The 21,375-nt window shown below is 45.3% G+C and carries 21 protein-coding genes and 1 pseudogene; 16 read left to right on the forward strand and 6 right to left on the reverse strand.

Features of this window, described 5'->3' with window-relative positions:
- Positions 1-3: 3 nt before the first annotated feature.
- Both qoxC and qoxD read left to right on the forward strand, forming a co-directional pair.
- Positions 4-618: a cytochrome aa3 quinol oxidase subunit III gene (gene qoxC / locus ACQVGT_RS01560; protein ID WP_015384990.1), complete on the forward strand. Its 615-nt coding sequence runs from the start codon at positions 4-6 to the stop codon at positions 616-618.
- A gap of 1 nt (position 619) precedes the next feature.
- Positions 620-994 (forward strand): cytochrome aa3 quinol oxidase subunit IV, encoded by a 375-nt coding sequence (qoxD, locus tag ACQVGT_RS01565; protein WP_015384989.1) that lies wholly within the window; start codon positions 620-622, stop codon positions 992-994.
- Between the two features lie 41 nt (positions 995-1,035).
- Here the strand turns inward: qoxD and ywcE are convergent, their stop codons facing one another.
- On the reverse strand, positions 1,036-1,299 hold the full coding sequence (gene ywcE / locus ACQVGT_RS01570) for a spore morphogenesis/germination protein YwcE (RefSeq protein WP_003227411.1): 264 nt from the start codon (positions 1,297-1,299) through the stop codon (positions 1,036-1,038).
- A gap of 496 nt (positions 1,300-1,795) precedes the next feature.
- On the opposite strand from ywcE, the gene rodA reads away from it, so the two are divergent.
- From rodA to ACQVGT_RS01585, 3 genes are all read left to right on the forward strand, one after another.
- Positions 1,796-2,977, forward strand: coding sequence for a cell shape-determining peptidoglycan glycosyltransferase RodA (rodA, locus tag ACQVGT_RS01575; protein WP_015384988.1), 1,182 nt, complete (start codon positions 1,796-1,798; stop codon positions 2,975-2,977).
- Between the two features lie 105 nt (positions 2,978-3,082).
- Positions 3,083-3,832: an oxygen-insensitive NADPH nitroreductase gene (gene nfsA / locus ACQVGT_RS01580; RefSeq protein ID WP_015483868.1), complete on the forward strand. Its 750-nt coding sequence runs from the start codon at positions 3,083-3,085 to the stop codon at positions 3,830-3,832.
- 173 nt (positions 3,833-4,005) lie between these two features.
- Positions 4,006-5,007, forward strand: coding sequence for an LLM class flavin-dependent oxidoreductase (locus tag ACQVGT_RS01585; protein WP_015384986.1), 1,002 nt, complete (start codon positions 4,006-4,008; stop codon positions 5,005-5,007).
- Between the two features lie 37 nt (positions 5,008-5,044).
- Here the strand turns inward: ACQVGT_RS01585 and vpr are convergent, their stop codons facing one another.
- The gene (gene vpr / locus ACQVGT_RS01590) at positions 5,045-7,465 is read right to left on the reverse strand and encodes a serine protease Vpr (protein ID WP_015384985.1); all 2,421 of its coding nucleotides are present in this window, start codon (positions 7,463-7,465) and stop codon (positions 5,045-5,047) included.
- Between the two features lie 529 nt (positions 7,466-7,994).
- Between vpr and ACQVGT_RS01595 the strand changes: the two genes are divergently transcribed.
- Together ACQVGT_RS01595 and sacT are read left to right on the forward strand one after the other, a co-directional pair.
- A complete protein-coding gene (locus tag ACQVGT_RS01595; RefSeq protein WP_080030757.1) occupies positions 7,995-8,297 on the forward strand; it encodes a hypothetical protein in 303 nt (100 codons plus the stop codon).
- A gap of 39 nt (positions 8,298-8,336) precedes the next feature.
- Entirely contained in the window at positions 8,337-9,167 is an 831-nt protein-coding gene (gene sacT, locus ACQVGT_RS01600; protein ID WP_003227423.1) for a sac operon transcriptional antiterminator SacT, read from the forward strand.
- A gap of 38 nt (positions 9,168-9,205) precedes the next feature.
- Here the strand turns inward: sacT and ACQVGT_RS01605 are convergent.
- Positions 9,206-9,980: pseudogene (locus ACQVGT_RS01605) on the reverse strand (formate/nitrite transporter family protein).
- Between the two features lie 301 nt (positions 9,981-10,281).
- Here ACQVGT_RS01605 and scrA point away from each other — a divergent pair.
- The 3 genes from scrA (at position 10,282) to ACQVGT_RS01620 (ending at position 13,445) form a co-directional block, all read left to right on the forward strand.
- A complete protein-coding gene (gene scrA, locus ACQVGT_RS01610) occupies positions 10,282-11,667 on the forward strand; it encodes a PTS system sucrose transporter subunit IIBC (RefSeq protein ID WP_015384981.1) in 1,386 nt (461 codons plus the stop codon).
- Positions 11,664-13,103: a sucrose-6-phosphate hydrolase gene (sacA, locus tag ACQVGT_RS01615; RefSeq protein ID WP_491798035.1), complete on the forward strand. Its 1,440-nt coding sequence runs from the start codon at positions 11,664-11,666 to the stop codon at positions 13,101-13,103. Before scrA ends, sacA begins: the two co-directional genes overlap by 4 nt.
- A gap of 93 nt (positions 13,104-13,196) precedes the next feature.
- Positions 13,197-13,445 (forward strand): hypothetical protein, encoded by a 249-nt coding sequence (locus ACQVGT_RS01620; RefSeq protein ID WP_003243437.1) that lies wholly within the window; start codon positions 13,197-13,199, stop codon positions 13,443-13,445.
- 90 nt (positions 13,446-13,535) lie between these two features.
- Here the strand turns inward: ACQVGT_RS01620 and ACQVGT_RS01625 are convergent, their stop codons facing one another.
- Positions 13,536-14,351: a bifunctional hydroxymethylpyrimidine kinase/phosphomethylpyrimidine kinase gene (locus ACQVGT_RS01625; RefSeq protein ID WP_014665830.1), complete on the reverse strand. Its 816-nt coding sequence runs from the start codon at positions 14,349-14,351 to the stop codon at positions 13,536-13,538.
- Positions 14,352-14,542: 191 nt separating this feature from the next.
- On the opposite strand from ACQVGT_RS01625, the gene ACQVGT_RS01630 reads away from it, so the two are divergent.
- Both ACQVGT_RS01630 and ACQVGT_RS01635 read left to right on the forward strand, forming a co-directional pair.
- Positions 14,543-15,349 (forward strand): glycosyltransferase family 2 protein, encoded by an 807-nt coding sequence (locus ACQVGT_RS01630; protein WP_015384979.1) that lies wholly within the window; start codon positions 14,543-14,545, stop codon positions 15,347-15,349.
- Between the two features lie 13 nt (positions 15,350-15,362).
- A complete protein-coding gene (locus ACQVGT_RS01635) occupies positions 15,363-16,040 on the forward strand; it encodes a uracil-DNA glycosylase (protein ID WP_015384978.1) in 678 nt (225 codons plus the stop codon).
- Positions 16,041-16,064: 24 nt separating this feature from the next.
- Here ACQVGT_RS01635 and ACQVGT_RS01640 read toward each other — a convergent pair whose 3' ends face one another.
- A complete protein-coding gene (locus ACQVGT_RS01640; protein ID WP_015483861.1) occupies positions 16,065-17,435 on the reverse strand; it encodes an aldehyde dehydrogenase in 1,371 nt (456 codons plus the stop codon).
- A 165-nt stretch (positions 17,436-17,600) separates the two neighbouring features.
- On the opposite strand from ACQVGT_RS01640, the gene ACQVGT_RS01645 reads away from it, so the two are divergent.
- From ACQVGT_RS01645 to ACQVGT_RS01655, 3 genes are all read left to right on the forward strand, one after another.
- Complete coding sequence (locus ACQVGT_RS01645; RefSeq protein ID WP_015483860.1) at positions 17,601-17,918, forward strand: YwdI family protein; 318 nt, start codon at positions 17,601-17,603, stop codon at positions 17,916-17,918.
- Between the two features lie 19 nt (positions 17,919-17,937).
- On the forward strand, positions 17,938-19,260 hold the full coding sequence (locus ACQVGT_RS01650; RefSeq protein WP_015384975.1) for a purine/pyrimidine permease: 1,323 nt from the start codon (positions 17,938-17,940) through the stop codon (positions 19,258-19,260).
- Between the two features lie 61 nt (positions 19,261-19,321).
- The gene (locus tag ACQVGT_RS01655) at positions 19,322-19,693 is read left to right on the forward strand and encodes a DUF423 domain-containing protein (RefSeq protein ID WP_003227446.1); all 372 of its coding nucleotides are present in this window, start codon (positions 19,322-19,324) and stop codon (positions 19,691-19,693) included.
- A 43-nt stretch (positions 19,694-19,736) separates the two neighbouring features.
- On the opposite strand, the gene gerQ is transcribed toward ACQVGT_RS01655, so the two are convergent.
- Positions 19,737-20,282: a spore coat protein GerQ gene (gene gerQ / locus ACQVGT_RS01660; RefSeq protein ID WP_014481253.1), complete on the reverse strand. Its 546-nt coding sequence runs from the start codon at positions 20,280-20,282 to the stop codon at positions 19,737-19,739.
- Between the two features lie 319 nt (positions 20,283-20,601).
- Between gerQ and spsA the strand changes: the two genes are divergently transcribed.
- Positions 20,602-21,372, forward strand: coding sequence for a spore coat dTDP-glycosyltransferase SpsA (spsA, locus tag ACQVGT_RS01665; RefSeq protein WP_015384974.1), 771 nt, complete (start codon positions 20,602-20,604; stop codon positions 21,370-21,372).
- The last annotated feature ends 3 nt before the right edge of the window (positions 21,373-21,375 follow it).

Here is a 21,375-nt window from a genome sequence, read left to right on the forward strand (position 1 = left end):
GTTATGGAACATGCAGAACACGGCAATTCTAACGCGCCTATGGAATATCAATCTGAAACCGGCAGACTTAATATTCTCGGGTTTTGGATCTTTTTAGGGGCAGAAATTGTGTTGTTCTCAACACTATTTGCAACCTTCTTCGTTCTTAAAAACAGAACAGCTGGAGGTGTCTTGCCAGACGAACTATTTGAAGTCAATCTGGTAATGATTATGACGTTCTTGCTGCTGATCAGCAGCTTTACCTGCGGGATCGCTGTTCATGAAATGCGTCGCGGAAGTTTAAAAGGCGTAGTCATTTGGACAATTATCACTCTTCTTCTCGGTGCCGGCTTCGTTGGGTGCGAGATCAACGAGTTTGTCCACTATGTACATGAAGGAGCATCTCTCGGTACAAGTGCGTTCTGGTCTGGATTCTTTGTTTTACTTGGAACTCACGGAACTCACGTAACAATCGGGATTTTCTGGATCACAGGAATTCTGATTCAGTTGAAGAAACGCGGCTTAACTCCGCAAACTTCATCTAAAATCTTTATCTCAAGCTTGTACTGGCACTTCTTAGATGTTGTATGGATTTTCATCTTCACAGGTGTCTATCTCATGGGATTGGGGGGTCTGTAAAATGGCAAACAAATCTGCTGAACACAGTCACTTTCCATGGAAGCACATTGTAGGTTTTGCACTGTCTATCGTTTTGACCCTGCTGGCTCTATGGGTTGCAGTGTATACTGACCTAAGCTCATCAGCAAAACTTTGGATCATTTTCGGCTTCGCCTTCATCCAGGCGGCGCTCCAGCTTCTCATGTTCATGCACATGACAGAGAGCGAAAACGGCACGATCCAAGTTGGAAACACGCTGTTCGGATTCTTTGGCGCGATCGTTATCGTACTTGGATCCATCTGGATTTTCGCGGCTCACTATCACCATGGTGACCATATGGACGGAAATCCTCCTGGAGGCGCTGAACACTCAGAGCATTCAGGCCATAACGAATAATACAAAAACCCTCTTCCAATGAAGAGGGTTTTTTGCTGTCTTCAGCTGCTTCGCTTTCTGCGAAGATACGGAAGGCCGTAAATGATAAATGCGGCGATATGAGCGACAATGACGTTGACGGCAAACAAGATAATCATGAGAGTGTGTCCAAGTGGAGAAAGGCTTTCTGTTGCGTAAAAGAAGAAGAATACCCACATTAAAATGATTGGCGGAATAGCTGAGAGTGCGACTTTTTTGTTATCAAGCCAAATAAAGAGAGGCGTTGCGCTGGCAACCAGTAAGTAAGCAAAAAACATGTCCATCATACCCGTCTCCTTTCATTTTGTGATAACGTTTACAAAAATGAAATAGAGGAACTGAGTTGTGTCTGTTTTGTGATTGTTTTTTGAACATTCTGTTACAATTATTATACCATGTTTTCCAGAAATTGATACGTGTTTTTGCAGAAATGGACTGGATCTATCGTCTTATTTTTTTCGTTTAATGTGCTAGGAGAATGTATGGGCATGGGGCTGTGAATTTTTAGCTGTTTCTATGTGAGGTATCACATTATTTGGGAACATAACACATTATCACATTCGTTTTTTAACAAATTCTTTTGGTATGGCGTTTTTTTCATTTGAAAAGTTTTGTGTCAATCGAAACATTTCGGTTTATGATACGTCATATTTCGTGTAGCTGAAAAAGCGCCGCAAATGCTGAAAAAACATAAAAGGAAGCGAGCTTCACGTGTCATCTTGAACGTGGTTCATGTATAATAAACATTAGTGATTTTCCGATGAAAATGTAAGGCGGGATAGAATGAGTCGATATAAGAAACAGCAAAGCCCCTTTTACCAGGGGGATTTGATTTTTATATTTGGTGTGTTTTTTATTATAAGCGTAGTATCAATTTATGCTGCCGGTCAGTTTGGGCAGTATGGGAACACGGATTGGATTCAGCAAATTGTGTTTTATCTTTTGGGGGCTGTTGCCATTACAGTTCTTTTATACTTTGATTTAGAACAGCTTGAAAAGTTAAGTTTATATATTTTTATTATTGGTATTTTATCTTTGATTGTTCTTAAAATCAGTCCCGAGTCTATTGCACCTGTTATTAAAGGGGCAAAAAGTTGGTTTAGGATCGGTAGAATAACAATACAGCCGTCAGAGTTTATGAAGGTTGGTTTGATTATGATGCTTGCTTCAGTTATTGGAAAAGCAAATCCTAAAGGAGTTCGGACGCTTAGGGATGATATCCACTTGTTATTAAAGATTGCGGGTGTCGCAGTTATTCCTGTAGGTCTTATCTTGATGCAGGATGCTGGGACTGCGGGAATATGTATGTTTATCGTTCTTGTAATGGTTTTTATGTCAGGGATAAATTGGAAATTGATTGCGATCATAGCTGGTTCAGGTATCTTACTCATTTCATTAATTTTATTAGTAATGATAAACTTTCCTGACGTTGCTAAATCAGTTGGAATACAGGACTATCAAATTAAGCGGGTCACTTCTTGGGTGTCTGCTTCAAATGAGACACAGGAAGATTCAAATGACAGCTGGCAAGTTGACCAGGCCATCATGGCAATAGGATCTGGTGGTATTTTAGGTAATGGTATTTCTAATTTGAAGGTTTATGTTCCAGAGAGTACGACTGACTTTATCTTTTCTATAATAGGTGAGTCATTTGGCTTTATAGGCTGTGCAATTGTTGTCATCATGTTCTTCTTTTTAATCTACAGGCTTGTCGTTCTGATAGACAAAATACATCCGTTTAACCGTTTCGCTTCTTTCTTTTGCGTTGGCTATACGGCGTTAATTGTGATTCACACATTCCAGAATATCGGAATGAACATCGGCATTATGCCTGTTACCGGGATTCCGCTGCTGTTTGTCAGCTATGGGGGAAGCTCGACACTATCCACGTTAATCGGATTTGGGATTGTATATAATGCAAGTGTGCAGCTGACGAAATACAGAAGTTATCTTTTTAATTCTTAATATGCAGACAGCCTTTACAGAGGCTGTCTTTTTTTGTGCAGAGCATTTCACTTTTGAGATCACTTTTTTTCGGATATGATAAAAAGTGATAAGGAGGTTTTTGTGATGAATAACACAATCGAAACCATTTTGAACCATCGGTCAATCCGGTCTTTTACTGATCAGCTTTTGACAGCTGAAGAAATTGATACATTAGTGAAAAGTGCGCAGGCTGCGTCTACATCCAGCTATGTGCAGGCATATTCGATTATCGGGGTTTCTGATCCTGAGAAAAAACGTGAGCTGTCCGTGCTTGCTGGGAATCAGCCTTACGTTGAGAAGAACGGACACTTTTTTGTATTTTGTGCGGATTTGTACCGCCATCAACAACTGGCTGAGGAAAAAGGTGAACATATTTCTGAGCTGCTCGAGAATACAGAAATGTTTATGGTTAGCTTGATTGATGCGGCGCTGGCAGCGCAAAATATGAGCATTGCCGCTGAATCTATGGGGCTTGGCATTTGCTATATCGGCGGCATTCGGAATGAGCTGGACAAGGTGACAGAGGTGCTGCAAACGCCTGACCATGTGCTCCCGCTTTTCGGACTGGCGGTAGGCCATCCTGCGAACCTTTCTGGCAAAAAACCGAGATTGCCAAAGCAGGCTGTTTATCATGAGAATACGTATAATGTGAACAAAGACGATTTCTGTCATACTATGAATACGTATGACAAAACCATTTCTGATTACTATAGAGAAAGAACAAACGGGCAGCGGGAAGAAACGTGGTCCGATCAAATACTGAACTTTATGAAGCAAAAGCCGCGTACGTATTTAAATGACTACGTGAAAGAAAAGGGCTTTAATAAAAACTAAAGCAAACCTCTCCGTCTGGAGGGGTTTTTATGTTTCACGTGTAACATATTCCGACAAATAGGGACAGGCTTTCACAAATAAATGGCGAATGATAGGGGACACTGATAAGCAGTGTGAGCGGCTTTGGAGAAAAAATAGAAGATCAGTGATACGATGAGGATGAGGTGGTAGGGATGGTTTCATTAAGTATATTAGATCAATCTCCAGTATCAGAGGGCAGCAATGCAGAAACGGCCTTACAGCAAACCGTTGCGCTTGCCCAAGCTGCTGAGGACCTTGGATATAAGAGATTTTGGGTTTCTGAGCATCACTTTTCAAAACGGCTGGCAGGGTCCAGTCCTGAGGTGCTGATCAGTCATATAGCGGCGAAAACAAAGCGAATTCGTGTTGGATCAGGAGGAGTCATGCTGCCGCATTACAGTGCTTATAAAGTAGCTGAAAACTTTCGTGTTCTGGAGGGGCTGACACCAGGAAGAATTGACCTAGGGCTTGGCAGAGCACCGGGGGGAATGCCGATCGCATCATGGGCGCTGAATGACGGCGGAAAGCGCAATGCTGATCAGTATCCGCAGCAAATCAAGGAGCTGACCATGTATTTGCATGATTTGGCGGATGACAAACACCGTTTTCCGAATCTGACCGCTGCGCCGCATATTTCAACGGCTCCGGATGTGTGGCTGCTCGGCTCATCTGGAGAAAGCGCGTTGCTCGCAGCTGAATCTGGCGCTGGCTATATGTTTGCCCATTTTATCAATGGAGAGGGCGGAGAGGGTACTGTCAGACAGTATAAGAGACGATTCAAACCGTCTGTGTTAGGGAATACGCCCCGAGCGGCAGTTGCTGTTTTTGTTCTTTGTGCTGACACGGAGGAGAAGGCAGAGGAGCTTGGGGCTGTGCTCGATTTTACGCTTTTGGCAGGGGAGCAGGGTATTCCTTTAGAGGGAGTTCCTTCGTATGAAGCTGTTCGGAAAAATACGTATTCCCCTTATGAACAGAGACGAATTGCTGATAATCGAAATCGAATGATTGTTGGTACGAAAGAACAGGTTAAGAAGCAGCTGCTAGCTTTGAGTAAAGCGTATGAAACAGAGGAAATCATGGTGGTGACCATTACACATCATTTTGAAGACAAGCTCCGATCGTATCGCTTATTGCAGGAGGCGTTTGCTGACTGATCTTTAAAAAGCCCTGCCGATTCGGCAGGGCTTTTTCTTATTCAACAGTGAAAGGTTCTTCGGTCAAAACCTGGCTTGACTTGCCTTTGTTCGCGGCATATGCGAGCAAGTAATACTCTCCGGCCGGAAGTTTGGTTCCGTCATTAATCGTGCCGTCCCAGTCAAAGTACTGGTAACCTTTATCTTGGTTTTTATAAATGCCGGCTTGGCCTGCGAAATCAAGGTTGCTGTCATAGACGAGAAACGCCAGCTCTTCCGCTCCCGCAGGAAGGTAGGTTTCAATTTGATAGGTACCTTGTACAGACCCTTCGCTGACAGAGACAGATGTAACTCTCGGATAATCGGGCTCTTTCACAATCAGTAATGTAGGTACCTTAGCGACCGTTTTTCCGCCTTCTCTGACGATAACCGTTCCTTCATAGGTGCCAGCTTTTGTTTTCTTCGTATTGACCTTTACTTTAGCAGTGGCTTTCCCGGTTTGATGTGCCGGAATCACAACACGGCTTGTGCCGGATGTGGAGATGCCGCTGCCATTAAATGAGTATTCCAGTGTGTATGATTTTCTAATGGAAGATTGATTTTCAATCGTAAACGTTTCTTTTTTCGTTTCGTTTCCGTTTTCTTTCAAGAACGTGCCGTATGAATAGCTTCCAGGTGAGACGAGCGAATCGGCTTTGATTGCGTTCATGATTCTTGCGCTGCCTGCGCCTTGAGCGTTATGCGGATATACTTCCCCATCGCCATCCTTTAAAGTGACAGCGGTATTCATGATGGCGGCTTTAATCTGTTCAACGCTCCATTTTGGTTTGGCTTGTTTAATAACGGCAACCGCTCCGGCAATATGAGGCGATGCCATGCTTGTTCCTTGTTTTGATCCGTAGCCGTATGGATGGCCAGGATCGTGTGTTGGGATCGTGCTCACGATATTGACCCCTGGCGCGGAAATATCAGGCTTAATCATCCACGTATCCATAACAGGGCCGCGTGATGAGAAATCAGCGACTTGTTCACCGAGCGCTTTTGAGACCGTCAACTTGAATGTTGTTTTTGTCTCACCAGCTTTCAGGGCGCTGACGAGTTTTTCGCCGTCTTCTAATGAAAGCTTAATCGTTGGGACAGACATGCCTGGCACATTGGCTTCAATTTCTCCAGAGAGGTTGTTATACACAACCATGCCGATTGCACCGGCTTTTTTAGCGTTATCCGCTTTATCCACAAATGCAATGCTGCCTCGTTTGACAACGGCGACTTTGCCTGTCAGGTCTTTCCCTTGAAAATCCTTTTCTTCGCCGATTCCCGCTTCGACAAGCTCAACTTCTTTGTTATTGAGCGCTTTGACGTCGTCCTCTTTGTTATAGCCCATCACTTTTGCTGAAGAATAGGAGCCGAAAGTGACGGCGTATTCATTGAGCGGCAGCTGAGTCGCACCGACAGAAATCGCTTCTCTTGATGTGCCCGGCGATCCGACTGTCCAGCCGTTCGGTCCGCTGTTGCCGTTTGAGGTAACAGCGACAACGCCTTCTGACATGGCCCAGTCAAGCGCTGTGCTTGTCGCCCAGTCCGGGTTGTTTAAAGAGTTTCCGAGAGACAGGTTCATCACATCTGCCCCGTCCTGCACTGCACGTTCCACGCCCGCGATGACGTTTTCCGTTGTGCCGCTTCCGCCAGGCCCTAACACACGATAAGCAAGAAGTGTGGCATCAGGCGCTACGCCTTTAATTGTTCCGTTTGCAGCCACAGTTCCGGCTACGTGTGTGCCGTGGTCAGTCGCTCCGCCCCTCGGATCGCCTGTTGGTGTTTCTTTTGGATCGTAATCATTGTCCACAAAATCGTATCCTTTATATTGTCCAAAGTTTTTCTTCAGATCTGGGTGATTGTATTCAACCCCAGTGTCAATAATCGCCACCTTGATGCCTTTTCCTGTGTAGCCTAAATCCCATGCATCGTTTGCTCCGATATAAGGCGCACTGTCATCCATTTGCGGAGATACGGCGTCTTCGGAGATTGTGACGTCTTTATCCTTCATATTGTCTGTTTTATATGTGACGTTCGGGTACACTGCCTTAACGTCTTTTACCGCGAGAAGTTTTGGAATCTCATTAGCTGGAAGCTTCATAGAGAAGCCTGAGAATACCTGCTCATATTCCCGGTTTACTTTTCCGTTTTTCACCGCTTTGATTGCTTTGTTTTTTGCTTTTGTGCGAGCGGTTTTCAGCTTGCTTTTCGATTGGCTTTCTCCCGCTTCCTTCGCTTCTGCCAAGGATTTTTCTTTTAATTCCACTATAACGGTTGTTTTTTTGCTTGTCGTCATGTCGATATCACCGAATACCTCGGCTTTTTCCAGATCAGCCGACGTTTTTGAAGAAGCCGGAGCTGCCTGGACGCCCGTAATACCTGTGGATAACGCAAAAAATAAGACAAAACTTACAAGCAGAAAGCGAATGATCCCCTTTTTCAATGTGTTTCCCCCTTTGTATTTAGAAAAAATGTGAAAGATCTAGTATATATTTCTTGAAAATTCAAAAAAATCCTTGTGTCATTTGGACCATTTATTGGATTTTGTTTGTGTATAACGAAGGAGTTATACACAGAACCCTGTGTATAAGTGAATAAACCTGTGTATATATATAGTTAGGAATATATGTTCGTATACAAAATATAGATAGAGTTTGTGGACATGTGGATATCTCTTGTGATTAAGTTGTTCTTATCTTTGGGATAACTTGTGTATAAAGTTTTCAAAGCAGTTCTCCAATTTTCATTTCAATTCTTTCAGCTTTCAACAAAACTTCTAAAAACTAGTTGGTTTTTTCACTCATATTGTGACAAAGAATTCTCTTTCCACGGTCTATCATAGAGTCATGAGTTTTGCTAGAGCCGCTAGTTTGCGAGAAAAGAAATCGGCCGTCTTTTCTTGCGGGCCGCGGCTGAGAAAACGGGCTGCTAAAAAGGCTGCCTGCCAAAAAGAAGCGGAGGGATGTTTTTCTATGAAACGTTTGCTTGTATCTTTACGGGTGTGGATGGTCTTTTTGATGAACTGGGTGACGCCGGAAAGAAAAACTGCGGCTGCCGCGGTCTATTCGGCTCAGCGTACATACCAAAGAAAGGCGGCTGTGCAGGCCGCAGGACTCGTTTCGTTTTATGAGTGGCGGATGGCTGTGAATGAGGAAGAAAAGCAGAAAGCGAAAGCCGCCGCGCTTTATAAAAGAAGATGTTTGCAAGCCTTCAAGGAATCGCCAAAGCAGGAGAGAGCGGGCCCGCATCTTTACATGGCGGTCAAAAGGAGGTAAAATCCCAGTCAAAAGCAAATTGGCGGGAGAGATAACCTCTTGAAAATCTATAAAGTATTAAACAACAATGCGGCTTTAATAAAAGAGGATGATCAGGAAAAAATCGTGATGGGGCCGGGAATCGCTTTTCAAAAAAAGAAAAATGATCTCATCCCTATGAATAAAGTGGAAAAAATCTTTGTCGTGCGCGACGAGAATGAAAAGTTCAAACAAATCCTGCAAACACTGCCGGAGGAGCATATAGAAATAGCTGAGGATATCATCAGCTATGCGGAAGGAGAGCTCGCGGCGCCGCTGAGCGATCACATTCATATCGCGCTTTCCGACCATTTGTCCTTTGCGATCGAAAGGATTCAAAATGGGCTGCTTGTGCAGAATAAATTGCTGCATGAGATAAAGGCGCTCTATAAAAAAGAATACGAGATCGGCCTGTGGGCGATCGGACATGTAAAAGAGACATTGGGCGTGTCTCTGCCTGAAGATGAAGCGGGTTATATTGCCCTTCACATCCATACGGCGAAGATGGATGCGGAGAGCATGTATTCGGCGCTGAAGCATACGACCATGATCAAAGAAATGATAGAGAAAATAGAACAATACTTTAATCGAAAGGTGGATGAAAACAGCATTTCCTATCAACGCCTTGTCACGCATTTGCGATACGCGGTCAGCCGGTTGGAATCAAATGAAGCGCTCCATCGTATGGACGAGGAGATGCTTTATTTCATCCAAAAAAAGTATTCATTCGCCTATCAATGTGCGCTGGAGCTGGCGGAGTTTTTGAAAAATGAATATCAATTACATTTGCCGGAATCCGAGGCCGGCTATATCACGCTGCATGTCCAGCGTCTTCAAGATCTCTCGGAATAACCGCCTTGACTTGCAGGGAGTGATCTCTGGAAGTTTTTTTATTGATCAGGATTCAGTGTGTAGTACATCCAGCCCATCATGACTATTCCCGCGGTCAGATTGCCGAGCGTAACGGGAATTAAGTTTCTGACTGCTCCCATCAGTGTCACTGTATCAGGGTGCTCAATCAAAAGCGAGATGGCGAATGTGCACATATTGGCAATGCTGTGTTCAAAGCCGGAAATAAAGAAGCAGAAAACGAATAGCATCATGGTAAACAGCTTTGCTCCTTCTCCTTTGAGAGACATTGGAATGAAAAAGGCGAGGCACACAAGCCAATTGCACAGCATTCCTCTGAAAAACAATTCGGAAGCCGGCGGTTCCATTTTGTGCTCTGCCAAATGAATCAAAAAGGAATGAACAGAAGGCTCCTCAAAAAGTCCCGTCGCGCTGATCAGGATGGCAAACAGAATGGCGCCGATTAAATTGCCGGCATAGCTTGACATCCACAAGTACAGGGTGCCGCGCCAGCTGAGTTTTTTCCGAAGCGCGGTATAGGTGAATGAAATAAAAGGTGTTGCCGGTAAATAAATCTCCGCCTCCGTAAGCAATCATCAGAATAGCGGCCCCGAAAGTGACAGCAGCTGCCGGAAAGGCAAACGGAGAATCAGCCATAAAGAAATAGCTGCCTGTTTTGCTTGCGGCTGTAATGCCAAAACCAATAAACATACTGGCTAAAATGGACCGAAGCACATAACGGATTTTGCTTGAAGCGAATATGTTTTGTTTTTTCAAAGCATACTGTTCAACCTTTTGCAATGCTTGAGTTTCCATTGTCTTTTCCTGCTTTCTTTCATGATTGAGCATAGTATAGCACGATATTGTGAAGTATTTCACAATTAATTTTTACGAATTTTTGTCTACATGTTTTATCAAACTATTTAACTAAAAAAATAGTTGACGAAAACGCTGTCATGTTTTATGATGAAAGCGTATTCTTAATCTGAATAAGCGGGATTGTGACTGGTAAAGCAGGCAAGACCTAAAATTTGCGTAAATGAAAAAGGATCGCTGTGTCCTTTATTCGTTGGCGAATTTTAGGTCTTTTTTGTTTAAATAAAAGGGGGAGAAATAGATGGATTACAAAGAGACTGCAAAACGCCTCATTGAGCTTCTCGGAGGGAAAGAAAATATTATCAGCGCGGCTCATTGTGCAACAAGACTGCGTTTAGTGATGAAAGATGAATCAAAGATAGATCAAGCACAAGTAGAAGAGCTTGATGGCGTCAAAGGAGCTTTCAGCAGCTCTGGCCAGTACCAGATCATTTTTGGAACAGGCCTTGTGAATAAAGTATTCGATGCCTTTTCTAAAGAAGCTGATATCGAGCGTGAAGAACACGTAAATCATCAGAATGCGGCAAAAGAAAAGCTGAATCCCGCTGCGAGATTTGCGAAAACGCTTTCTAATATTTTTGTTCCAATCATCCCGGCTATTGTAGCCAGCGGCCTATTAATGGGATTGCTGGGTATGATCAATGCGTTTCATTGGATGAGCAAGGATTCTGCGCTTTTGCAGCTGCTTGATATGTTTTCAAGTGCAGCATTCATTTTCTTGCCGATTTTAATCGGGGTCAGCGCTTCAAAAGAGTTTGGCAGCAATCCATACTTGGGAGCGGTCATCGGGGGAATCATGATTCATCCGACTCTTTTAAATCCATGGGGATTGGCGGAAGCAACACCTGATTACATGCATCTTTTCGGATTTGATATCGCGCTTCTCGGCTACCAGGGAACTGTTATCCCTGTCCTGCTTGCGGTGTATGTGATGAGCAAGGTAGAGAAATGGACGAGAAAAGTGGTTCCACATGCGGTAGATTTGCTTGTTACACCATTTGTTACTGTAATTGTCACCGGGTTTGTTGCTTTTATCGCGATTGGCCCTCTGGGCAGAGCGCTTGGTTCCGGCATTACGGTTGCTTTAACTTATGTATATGACCATGCCGGTTTTGTTGCGGGTCTGATTTTCGGGGGCACGTATTCACTCATCGTGCTGACAGGTGTTCATCATAGCTTCCATGCGATTGAGGCGGGGCTTATTGCAGATATAGGCAAAAACTACTTGCTGCCGATCTGGTCAATGGCGAATGTCGCACAGGGCGGCGCCGGGCTTGCCGTCTTCTTTATGGCGAAAAAGGCAAAGACAAAAGAAATCGCACTTCCGGCTGCATTTTCCGCTTTTCTCGGCATTACTGAGCCCGTCATCTTCGGAGTCAATCTGCGCTACCGAAAACCGTTTATCGCCGCGATGATCGGAGGCGCATTGGGTGGGGCATATGTCGTCTTTACACATGTAGCTGCAAACGCTTACGGGTTAACGGGTATTCCGATGATCGCCATTGCGGCTCCGTTTGGCTTCAGCAACTTGATTCACTATCTGATTGGCATGGCGATTGCGGCAGTGTCAGCGTTCATTGCAGCATTTGTCATGAAGATTAATGAGGATGAGGAGAGGAAAAAATGACAGCACATGACCAGGAGTTTCGTCGCCGGGCTTATGAAGAAGTGGAGAAAAAAGAACCTATCGCTGACAGCGATCCGCACCGCCAGCATTTTCACATCATGCCGCCGGTTGGGTTGCTGAATGACCCGAATGGCGTGATTTATTGGAAGGGCAGCTATCATGCATTCTTTCAGTGGCAGCCGTTTCAGACAGGGCACGGCGCAAAATTTTGGGGGCATTATACGACACAGGATGTTGTGAATTGGAAGCGGGAAGAGATTGCGCTGGCTCCGAGTGATTGGTTTGATAAAAACGGCTGCTATTCGGGCAGCGCTGTCACGAAAGACGATCGGCTCTATCTGTTTTACACAGGAAATGTCAGGGATCAGGATGGAAATCGGGAAACGTATCAATGCCTGGCTGTTTCTGATGACGGGCTGTCCTTTGAGAAAAAGGGTGTCGTCGCCCGCCTCCCTGAAGGATATACGGCGCATTTTCGCGATCCGAAGGTATGGGAGCATGAAAACACATGGTATATGGTGATTGGTGCGCAAACAGAGAATTTGAAAGGGCAGGCTGTATTGTTTGCTTCTGATAACCTGACAGAGTGGAGATTTCTTGGCCCGATAACCGGAGCGGGCTTCAACGGGCTGGACGATTTTGGATACATGTGGGAATGCCCTGATTTGTTTTCCCTTCAAGGATCGGACGTACTGATTGTTTCGCCTCAAGGGCTTGAGGCTGACGGTTTCCGTTATCAGAACGTATATCAATCAGGTTATTTTGTCGGCCGTCTCGATTATAACAAGCCTGAACTGAAGCATGGTGAATTTACGGAGCTTGATCAAGGTTTTGATTTTTACGCGCCGCAAACACTTGAAGACGATCAGGGAAGGCGGATTTTGTTTGCATGGATGGCGGTGCCTGACCAGGATGAAGGGTCCCATCCGACGATTGACTATCACTGGATTCACTGCATGACGCTGCCGAGACAGCTGACGCTTTCAGGCCAGAAGCTGATTCAGCAGCCGCTGCCTGAGCTAAAAGCCATGCGCAGAAATGAGAAAAAAATACACATCAACATGCATGAATCATCTGGCGCACTTCCAGTGGAAAACCCTGAAAGAGCTGAGATTCTGCTGGAAGACATTCATACGGAGTCCGGTTTTTCAATCAGTATCCGCGGAACGGCTACGTTTTCCTTCTACAAAGACGAGGGGATTGTTACGCTGGAACGGACGAGCTTTGACGGAAAAAGAACAGAAGCGAGACATTGCCGCATCAAGGATTTGCATACCGTACACATGTTTCTCGACGCGTCATCTGTGGAAATCTTTATGAATAACGGAGAAGAGGTCTTTAGTGCGAGATATTTTCCTTTCCCGGGAAATCATGAAGTAACAGCCAGTTCGACCGGGAAATCTGAAATGAATGTCGGAATTTGGACACTTATGTAGAAAATCCTTCTATTTTCTTATGTGAAATCTGAGCCATCTGTGCTATTCTTCAACGATAACCTACTATTTTTTTCTGTAAAAGGAGTTGTTTTCTTGAATATACATGAACAGAAGATAACACCGGAATGTTTGGAAAAGGCTGCTAACCAAGTTGAAGATAAGCGGGAAGAATATAAGGATGTGCTGCTTCAGCTGAAAAAAATGCTTGGCGGAACAACGCCGCACAGTGAAACGGCGGAAATTCTCACGCGGGCATATGAACAAATGAAGGAATATGCACTTTTTGTTCAGTCGATAGAAACATTTTTGAGGAAATCTGCAAACAATTTAAAAATCAAATAAACAGGCTGCCGAGGGGATCGGCAGTTTTTTCTGTGAAAAGTCTTCGGTGATTTAAAAAGGGCTGCCTCTCTGTAAGGCAGCCCCTTTTGTTTATGATTGTTGATTCAGGCGCAGTGCAGAATGCTTCGTAGGACCAACATACTGGTTTAGCGGGAAGGATTCTTTAATGGCCGCTGTGATGAATTCTTTTGCTGCGTAAATGGCTTCTTTGACTTCCGCACCTTTGGCGAGCTCCGCTGTCACGGCTGCTGAGAACGTACAGCCTGCGCCATGTGTATAAGGCGTATCGATCATTTCGCTTTCAAGGACTTCCGCTGTTTCTCCGTCATAGAGAACATCAACGGCTTTCTCATGTTTGAGTTTGCCTCCGCCTGTAATGACGACATATTGAGCGCCGAGTGCGTGAATTTTTTTCGCGGCTTCGATCATATCGTCAACTGTTTTTAGTTCATCCATGCCGCTGAGCTGGCTGGCTTCAAACAAGTTTGGCGTAATGACAGTGGCTAGCGGAGCCAATTGCTCACGCAGGGCTTGGGCGTGCTCCGGATAAAGGACTTCATTAGCACCTTTGCAAACCATAACCGGGTCAATTACCACATTTTTTAATTGTTTTTCTTTGATCGTTTTTGCCGCAAGCTCGATAATGTCAACGGTTGGCAGCATTCCTGTTTTCATGGCGTCCACACCGATGCCGTCCGTAATTGTTGCAAGCTGGGCGCGGATTGTATCAGTATCGATCGGGAATACCTGATGGTCCCAGCTGTTGTTTGGGTCCATCGCAACGATCACCGTTAAGGCGGTCATCCCGTATACGTTTTTTTCTTGAAATGTTTTTAAATCAGCTTGAATCCCAGCACCGCCGCTGGAATCTGAGCCGGCAATGGTGAGTGCTTTATGCATAGACATGTCTTGAACCTCCATCGTGTTTTGTCTTTCATTATAGTTAGATTTTCTCTGTATCACAATATAGAAGGCTTAGCAATTCATCTAGTATTTTCATTATCACCTTATCCTGTTTCAGTAGGATATTCCCACTGATCTCCCGTCCAATATATGTTTTAATAGTACATGACTATGAAAATGAGAAGGAGAGCATCATGAAGATTTCTATCGTAATTGTGACCTATAATCGGATTCCGGCTTTGTGTGAGCTTTTGGAGTCGATTTCCCGCCAGACCTTGAAGCCGTATGAAATTATTATTGTGAATGATGCCGGGGAATCGGTCGTGCCGGTCAAAGCACTTTATCCGGAGCTGCCGATTGCTGTCATCAATTTAGAAAAGAACTCGGGGCATGTGGCTGCGAGAAATGCCGGTGTAAAAGAGGCGTCTGGCGATTGCATTATGCTGTGTGATGACGATGATTTCTTTACGCCAGGGCATGTGGAAAGAATGGCGAAGGAAATAGAAACGGCAGATTTCGTTCATTCTGATGCGGAAATAGTTTCGTTTGAAGAGAAAAACGGAACAAGATATCCAGTGTCACGGAAATTGTTTGCTTATACCGCTGACTATGAGGATATGAGAGTGTTTTCTACATACGTGCCGTCGGGCAGCATGTACAGACGTTTTCTGCATGATGAAATTGGGTATTTCGATGCTGATGTGCACAATTACTGGGATTGGGATTTTTATCTGCGCGCAGCCAAGGATTACCGGGTGAAGCGTGTCCCTTGCGCCAGTGTGATTTATGCCTTCAGTGACGCGGGAGACAATCAGTCTGCGGACCTTGGCGCCAAGCGGAAGCAATATTTGGATCGGTTAAGTGAAAAGCACGGACTCGGGGAGCTGCCGACGAAAAACTTTGCCGTCCTGCTTGAAGAGCCTGAGATGAAGAGGCGGGAAGCAAAAAGTGAAATGGTTTGGGATGGCGAGCCTGTATATTCCAGACTTCATCATTCGTAAGGGGGCCTGAATCTTGAAACAGCTTTTACAAGACAGCTGGTGGAATCAGCTAAAGGAAGAGTTTGAGAAACCGTATTATCAAGAGCTCAGAGAAATGCTGAAGAGGGAATACGCGGAGCAAACGATTTATCCGGACAGCCGGGATATTTTCAATGCGCTGCATTATACATCATATGATGATGTCAAGGTCGTCATTCTGGGACAAGATCCGTATCACGGGCCGGGACAGGCTCAAGGTTTAAGCTTCTCTGTCAAGCCCGGTGTAAAGCAGCCGCCTTCGTTAAAAAATATTTTTCTTGAGCTGCAGCAGGACATCGGGTGCAGCATCCCGAATCACGGGTCGCTTGTCAGCTGGGCAAAGCAAGGCGTTCTTTTGCTGAATACTGTGCTGACAGTAAGGCGCGGACAGGCGAATTCCCATAAGGGAAAAGGCTGGGAGCGACTGACGGACCGAATTATTGACGTGCTGAATGAAAGGGAGCAGCCGGTTATCTTTATTTTATGGGGACGGCATGCTCAAATGAAAAAAGAACGGATCGACACCTCCAAGCATTTTATCATTGAATCGACGCATCCCAGCCCGTTTTCGGCGAGAAACGGATTTTTCGGGAGCAGACCGTTTTCCCGGGCAAATGCCTATCTGGAGAAAATGGGAGAGGCGCCGATTGATTGGTGTATTAAGGATTTGTAAAAAGCGCAGGTTATCTGCGCTTTTTTATTTGAGTATTTTTCGAATCATACGCAGCCCGTTTTTGGAGGAAGGATAACGAAATGCGAAGTCGAAGCGGTTCGTTTGTTTGACGACGCTTTTTTTGTGCGTGAATGTGTTAAAACTGTCAAACCCGTGATAGCTGCCGATGCCGCTTTCCCCGACGCCGCCGAATGGCAAATACGGCGTCGCCACATGCATTAAAGTATCATTGACACAGCCCCCGCCAAACGACAGATTTCCTAAAACAGCGCGCTCAATTTCTTTGTTTATGGTGAAGAGATACAGGGCGAGCGGCTTAGGGCGCGATTGGACTTTTTCAATGACTTCCCCGATATTGAGGTATGTAAAGAGCGGAAGAATCGGCCCGAAAATCTCCTCCTGCATCACTGGAGAGTCATCTCTCACTTGTTCGAGAATGGTCGGCGCAATTTTGTGATGATTGGGATCAGATTGTCCGCCTGTGAGTGGGATGCCGTCATTCAGAAAGCTGAGCAGCCGCTGATAGTGGCGCTCACTGACGATTTTGCCATACTGCGGATTCTGTTCCGGCTGAGGGCCGTAAAATTCTATGATCGCACGCTTCATTTCTTCTGTGAGCTTCGTTTTGATGTCCTCGTGTACAAATAAATAATCCGGTGCGATGCAGGTTTGTCCCGCATTTGTAAATTTCCCGAAGACGATGCGTTTGGCGGCAAGCTGAATGTCAGCATCTTTATGGACGATGCAGGGGCTTTTGCCGCCGAGCTCCAAGGTTACGGGAATTAATTGTTTAGCGGCGGCCTCCATGACGATTTTTCCTACAGCTACACTGCCTGTAAAAAAAATGTAGTCAAAGGGCTGCTGTAATAATGCTGTGCTGACGTCGGGCCCGCCTTCTGCCATAGCGACATAATCGGTCGGAAAAACGCTGCTGATGAGTTTGGAAAGAATAGCAGAAACAGCCGGCGTATATTCTGATGGCTTGAGAACGACCGTGTTCCCCGCCGCAATGGCTCCAATCAACGGAGAAAGCGCCAGCTGCAAGGGATAGTTCCAAGGCGCAATCACCAAAACGGTTCCATACGGCTCAGGAATGATGATGCTTTTAGAGCCTAGATGAGTCAGCGGCGTTTTGACTCGTTTCGGCATGGACCATTTTCTCAGCCGTTTCATGACAAAGCTGATTTCCTCCAAGACAATTCCGATTTCTGTTGAGTATGCTTCTTGCTCGGATTTGTGGAGATCCTGGTAGAGAGCGGCTATGAGATCGGCTTCATGAGTTCTGACGGCTTGTTTCAGCTTCCGCAAAATGTTCAGTCTCGATTCAAGCGGTCTCGTATGTCCCGCCGCAAAATAGGCTTTATGCTTGCTGATGATAGAGGGGATGCTGTTCATTCCGTCTCTCCTTTTTGTAAGGTATGGTGATTTATTATGTGAAAAATCTCTTCTGCTTGTCAATCGCAAGGTTTGTCAGAAAAAATAACAAACTCATATCTGCGTTTACAGCAGGAATTTGATAAAATGCAGGAAGACAACATTTATTTTTTTGGAGGGTGCTTCATGAACATTCATATATCTGCATTAATTCAAAAGATGGAAGAGGAGCTGAAAAAAGCAAAAACAGCTGAACGGGATGAGGAGCTGAAGCGTTATGTAGCGGTTGTCCGTTCTCTGTGTGATGTCGTGCTTGATCAGCCGGAGAACGCGAGCGGGCCCCGCATACAGCCGAGCGTTACGACAAGTCCTGCCGCGCCGCCATCGACAGACCAGCTGATGATGGAAAAAATGATGGGGAGCGCGGGATTAAACAAATATCGAAAGCAAGAAAAAGAGAAGCAGGAAGAGGATGGAAACGGAGAGTCTTTATTTGATTTTTAAAGAGAGAGGTTGAGCTTACGTGAAATTGGTTCTTGGCGCGCTGCAATGGACAGCGTTTATCATTGCTGCGGCGATAGTTGTTCCGGTGGCGGTTGCCCAGTCGTTTCATCTGGATCACTCAGATTCTGCGAGATTAATTCAAAGCACTTTTTTTGTACTGGGAATTGCCGCCGTCATTCAGTGTTTGAAAGGCCACAGACTGCCGATTAATGAAAGCCCAGCCGGCTTGTGGTGGGGAGTGTATACGATTTACGCAGGGCTGACGGGAACTGTGTTTGCGACATATGGAGACACACTGCGGGGGTTGCAGGGAGCCCTTCTTGTAAGCGCTGTATGTTTCTTTTTGTTAAGTGTTTTCAAGGTCATTGACAGACTTGCAAAATTGTTTACTCCGGTTGTAACGGGCGTCTATTTATTGCTTCTTGTCATGCAGCTGAGTCAGCCCATTATAAAAGGAATTCTCGGAATCGGTTATCGACAGGACGGGGTGGACGGTCTTGTATTTGGCCTGGCGCTTGTTGTGATCGCTGCCGCCTTTATAATGACAAATTCGAACATCATGTTTTTTAAGCAATATTCTATTTTATTAGCCTTGTTCGGCGGATGGGTGCTGTTTGCGGCTGCCGGAGCGGCAAAGCCGATTGAAATGCCGGACCGGCTGTTTCAGCTGCCTTCCCTGTTTCCTTTTGGGACACCGTTATTTAACAGTGGCCTGATCATCACTTCTATTTTTATTACCATCTTGCTGATCGTGAATATGCTGGCGAGCATGAAGGTCGTGGACATCGCCGTGAAAAAATTCAGCAAACAGCCTGATGGAAAGCATCATGAACGCCATGCCGGTTTTGCCGCTTCATTCAGCCATCTGCTTAGCGGTTTGACGGGAGCTATTGCGCCTGTTCCGATTTCGGGAGCCGCGGGTTTTATTGAAACGACCAAAATGCCTTCTAAAAAACCGTTTATGCTCGGCAGTATTCTGGTTATCGTGATCAGCGTGATCCCGTTTTTTATGAATACGTTTGCGAGCCTGCCGTCACCCGTTGGATTTGCGGTGAATTTTGTTGTGTTCTCCGCAATGGGCGGTCTGGCCTTTGCCGAATTTGATTCATATGAGAAAGAAGAATCAAAAAGGGTGAGGTCTATCATCGGCATCTCGCTGCTGACAGGGGTCGGTATCATGTTTGTTCCTGAAACTGCGTTAAAGGGATTGCATCCGGTATTTATTTCTCTATTAAGCAACGGGCTCGTATTAGGGACGCTTGCTGCAATAGCAGCTGACCAGTTCCAGCTTTGGCGCAGGAGAAAATCCGACAATCTCGTGTCAACAGAGAACAAACATTGAATTTTGGTGCAGGTGCGATAAGATAAATGATATGAGTTTAACGAAAAGGCGGGAGAGATAGATGAAAGTTTTTATCATATTAGGGGCCATTAATGCCCTGCTAGCCGTGGGACTCGGAGCATTCGGCGCTCACGGATTAGAAGGGAAAATACCTGATAAATATCTTCAGGTTTGGCACACAGGCGTGCAGTATCATATGTATCACGCCCTTGGGCTATTCGTTGTCGCGTTTCTGGCTGATAAATTATCCGGCATAGGCAGTGTCACGACAGCCGGCTGGCTGATGTTTGCGGGAATTGTGCTGTTTTCCGGAAGCTTATATATTCTAAGTGTGACGCAAATCTCCATTCTTGGAGCGATCACCCCGCTCGGCGGTGTGGCGTTTATTATTTCTTGGATTATGATCGTTGTCGCAGCCGTCAAATATCTATAAACAAAAAAGCCAATCCTCATCATATGAGTGATTGGCTTTTTTCTTATCTTGGCGAATAGGACGCCATGGAATATGGATACGTATAAGCAATTTCTTCATCAAATGTAATGTAATCGAGGTAGATTGTCAGGAGCAGGTAGCGTGTTCCTGATTTCGGGTCGCTGATAATAATGTGATCCCGGCCCGCAGCTTCGATGACGCCGCGAAAAATCTTCGAGCCCCATTCCTTGCTGTTTTCAAATGTCATATAAATGGTGGCCGTTTTTCCCCGATTCAGGCGCAAAATATTCTCGATGTAAGATTCCTCAACAGGCAGCATGCCGGGAACGCTTTGGCCCGGTCCTGACGGTGTAGGCCCCGATGGAATTTGAAAACCGCCGCCCTGCTGCTGGCCCGGGAATCCAAATCCCTGCTGTCCTTGTTGTCCTTGCTGTCCCTGCTGCATTGGCATCATTGGCTGCATCCCCATTGGCTGCATTTGTGAGCCTTGGCCTTGCTGCGGGTACGGGTTGGCACCAAACTGAGGCTGATACCCCTGCATATTATCAAATGCCTGCATTTGCTGATATTGATTTTTTTTCGGTTTCATATCGTTCCTCCTTTTTATGAAAACCATTCAAAACATGTTCTGGATGTATAGGTGAACGCTCCGCGATGACTCACCTCCGATGGAAAACGATCTTAGTCGCTGGTGCGATTTTTATCTCTTTCACCTTATGAGGCTGATGCCTGGATTATGCTGAAAAAGAACAGCGGACCGATCAGATTTCGCTCTGGGCAGCCGCTGTTTTTCAGAGACACACACAAACTTTTCGCATATTGGTTTGTATCCCTAGCGCAACTTGAGCATAAGCAACATAAGATAACGATAGTTTCAGGTGTGAAGTTCCAAGAAGGAGGTGTAGGATTTGCCGAAAGTATCAGTCATTATGACGAGCTATAACAAAAGCGATTATGTGGCAAAGTCCATTTCTAGCATACTCTCACAAACGTTTTCAGATTTTGAATTGTTTATTATGGATGACAACTCCAATGAAGAGACGCTGAATGTAATCCGTCCTTTTTTGAATGATAACCGAGTGCGTTTTTATCAAAGCGATGTATCTGGAGTGAATGAAAGAACAGAAAAAACGAGATACGCTGCACTGATCAATCAGGCGATTGAGATGGCGGAGGGTGAATATATCACCTATGCGACGGATGACAACATCTATATGCCGGACCGCCTCCTGAAAATGGTGCGGGAGCTCGATACCCATCCTGAAAAGGCTGTGATTTACTCAGCCTCCAAAACCTATCATTTAAACGAGAATCGCGACATTGTAAAAGAAACTGTCAGGCCTGCCGCTCAAGTGACATGGAACGCGCCGTGCGCAATCGATCATTGCTCGGTTATGCACAGGTATTCGGTGCTTGATAAGGTAAAGGAGAAGTTTGGCTCCTATTGGGATGAAAGCCCGGCGTTTTACCGTATAGGAGATGCCCGGTTCTTTTGGAGAGTCAATCATTTTTATCCGTTTTACCCGCTGGATGAGGAGCTGGACCTGAATTATATTACCGACCAATCGATTCACTTTCAGCTGTTTGAATCAGAAAAAAATGAATTTGTCAGGAACCTTCCTCCGCAGCGAAATTGCCGAGAACTGCGTGAATCATTAAAAAAGCTTGGAATGGGGTGAGAG

The sequence above is a fragment of the Bacillus sp. SCT118 genome, from assembly GCF_058566435.1.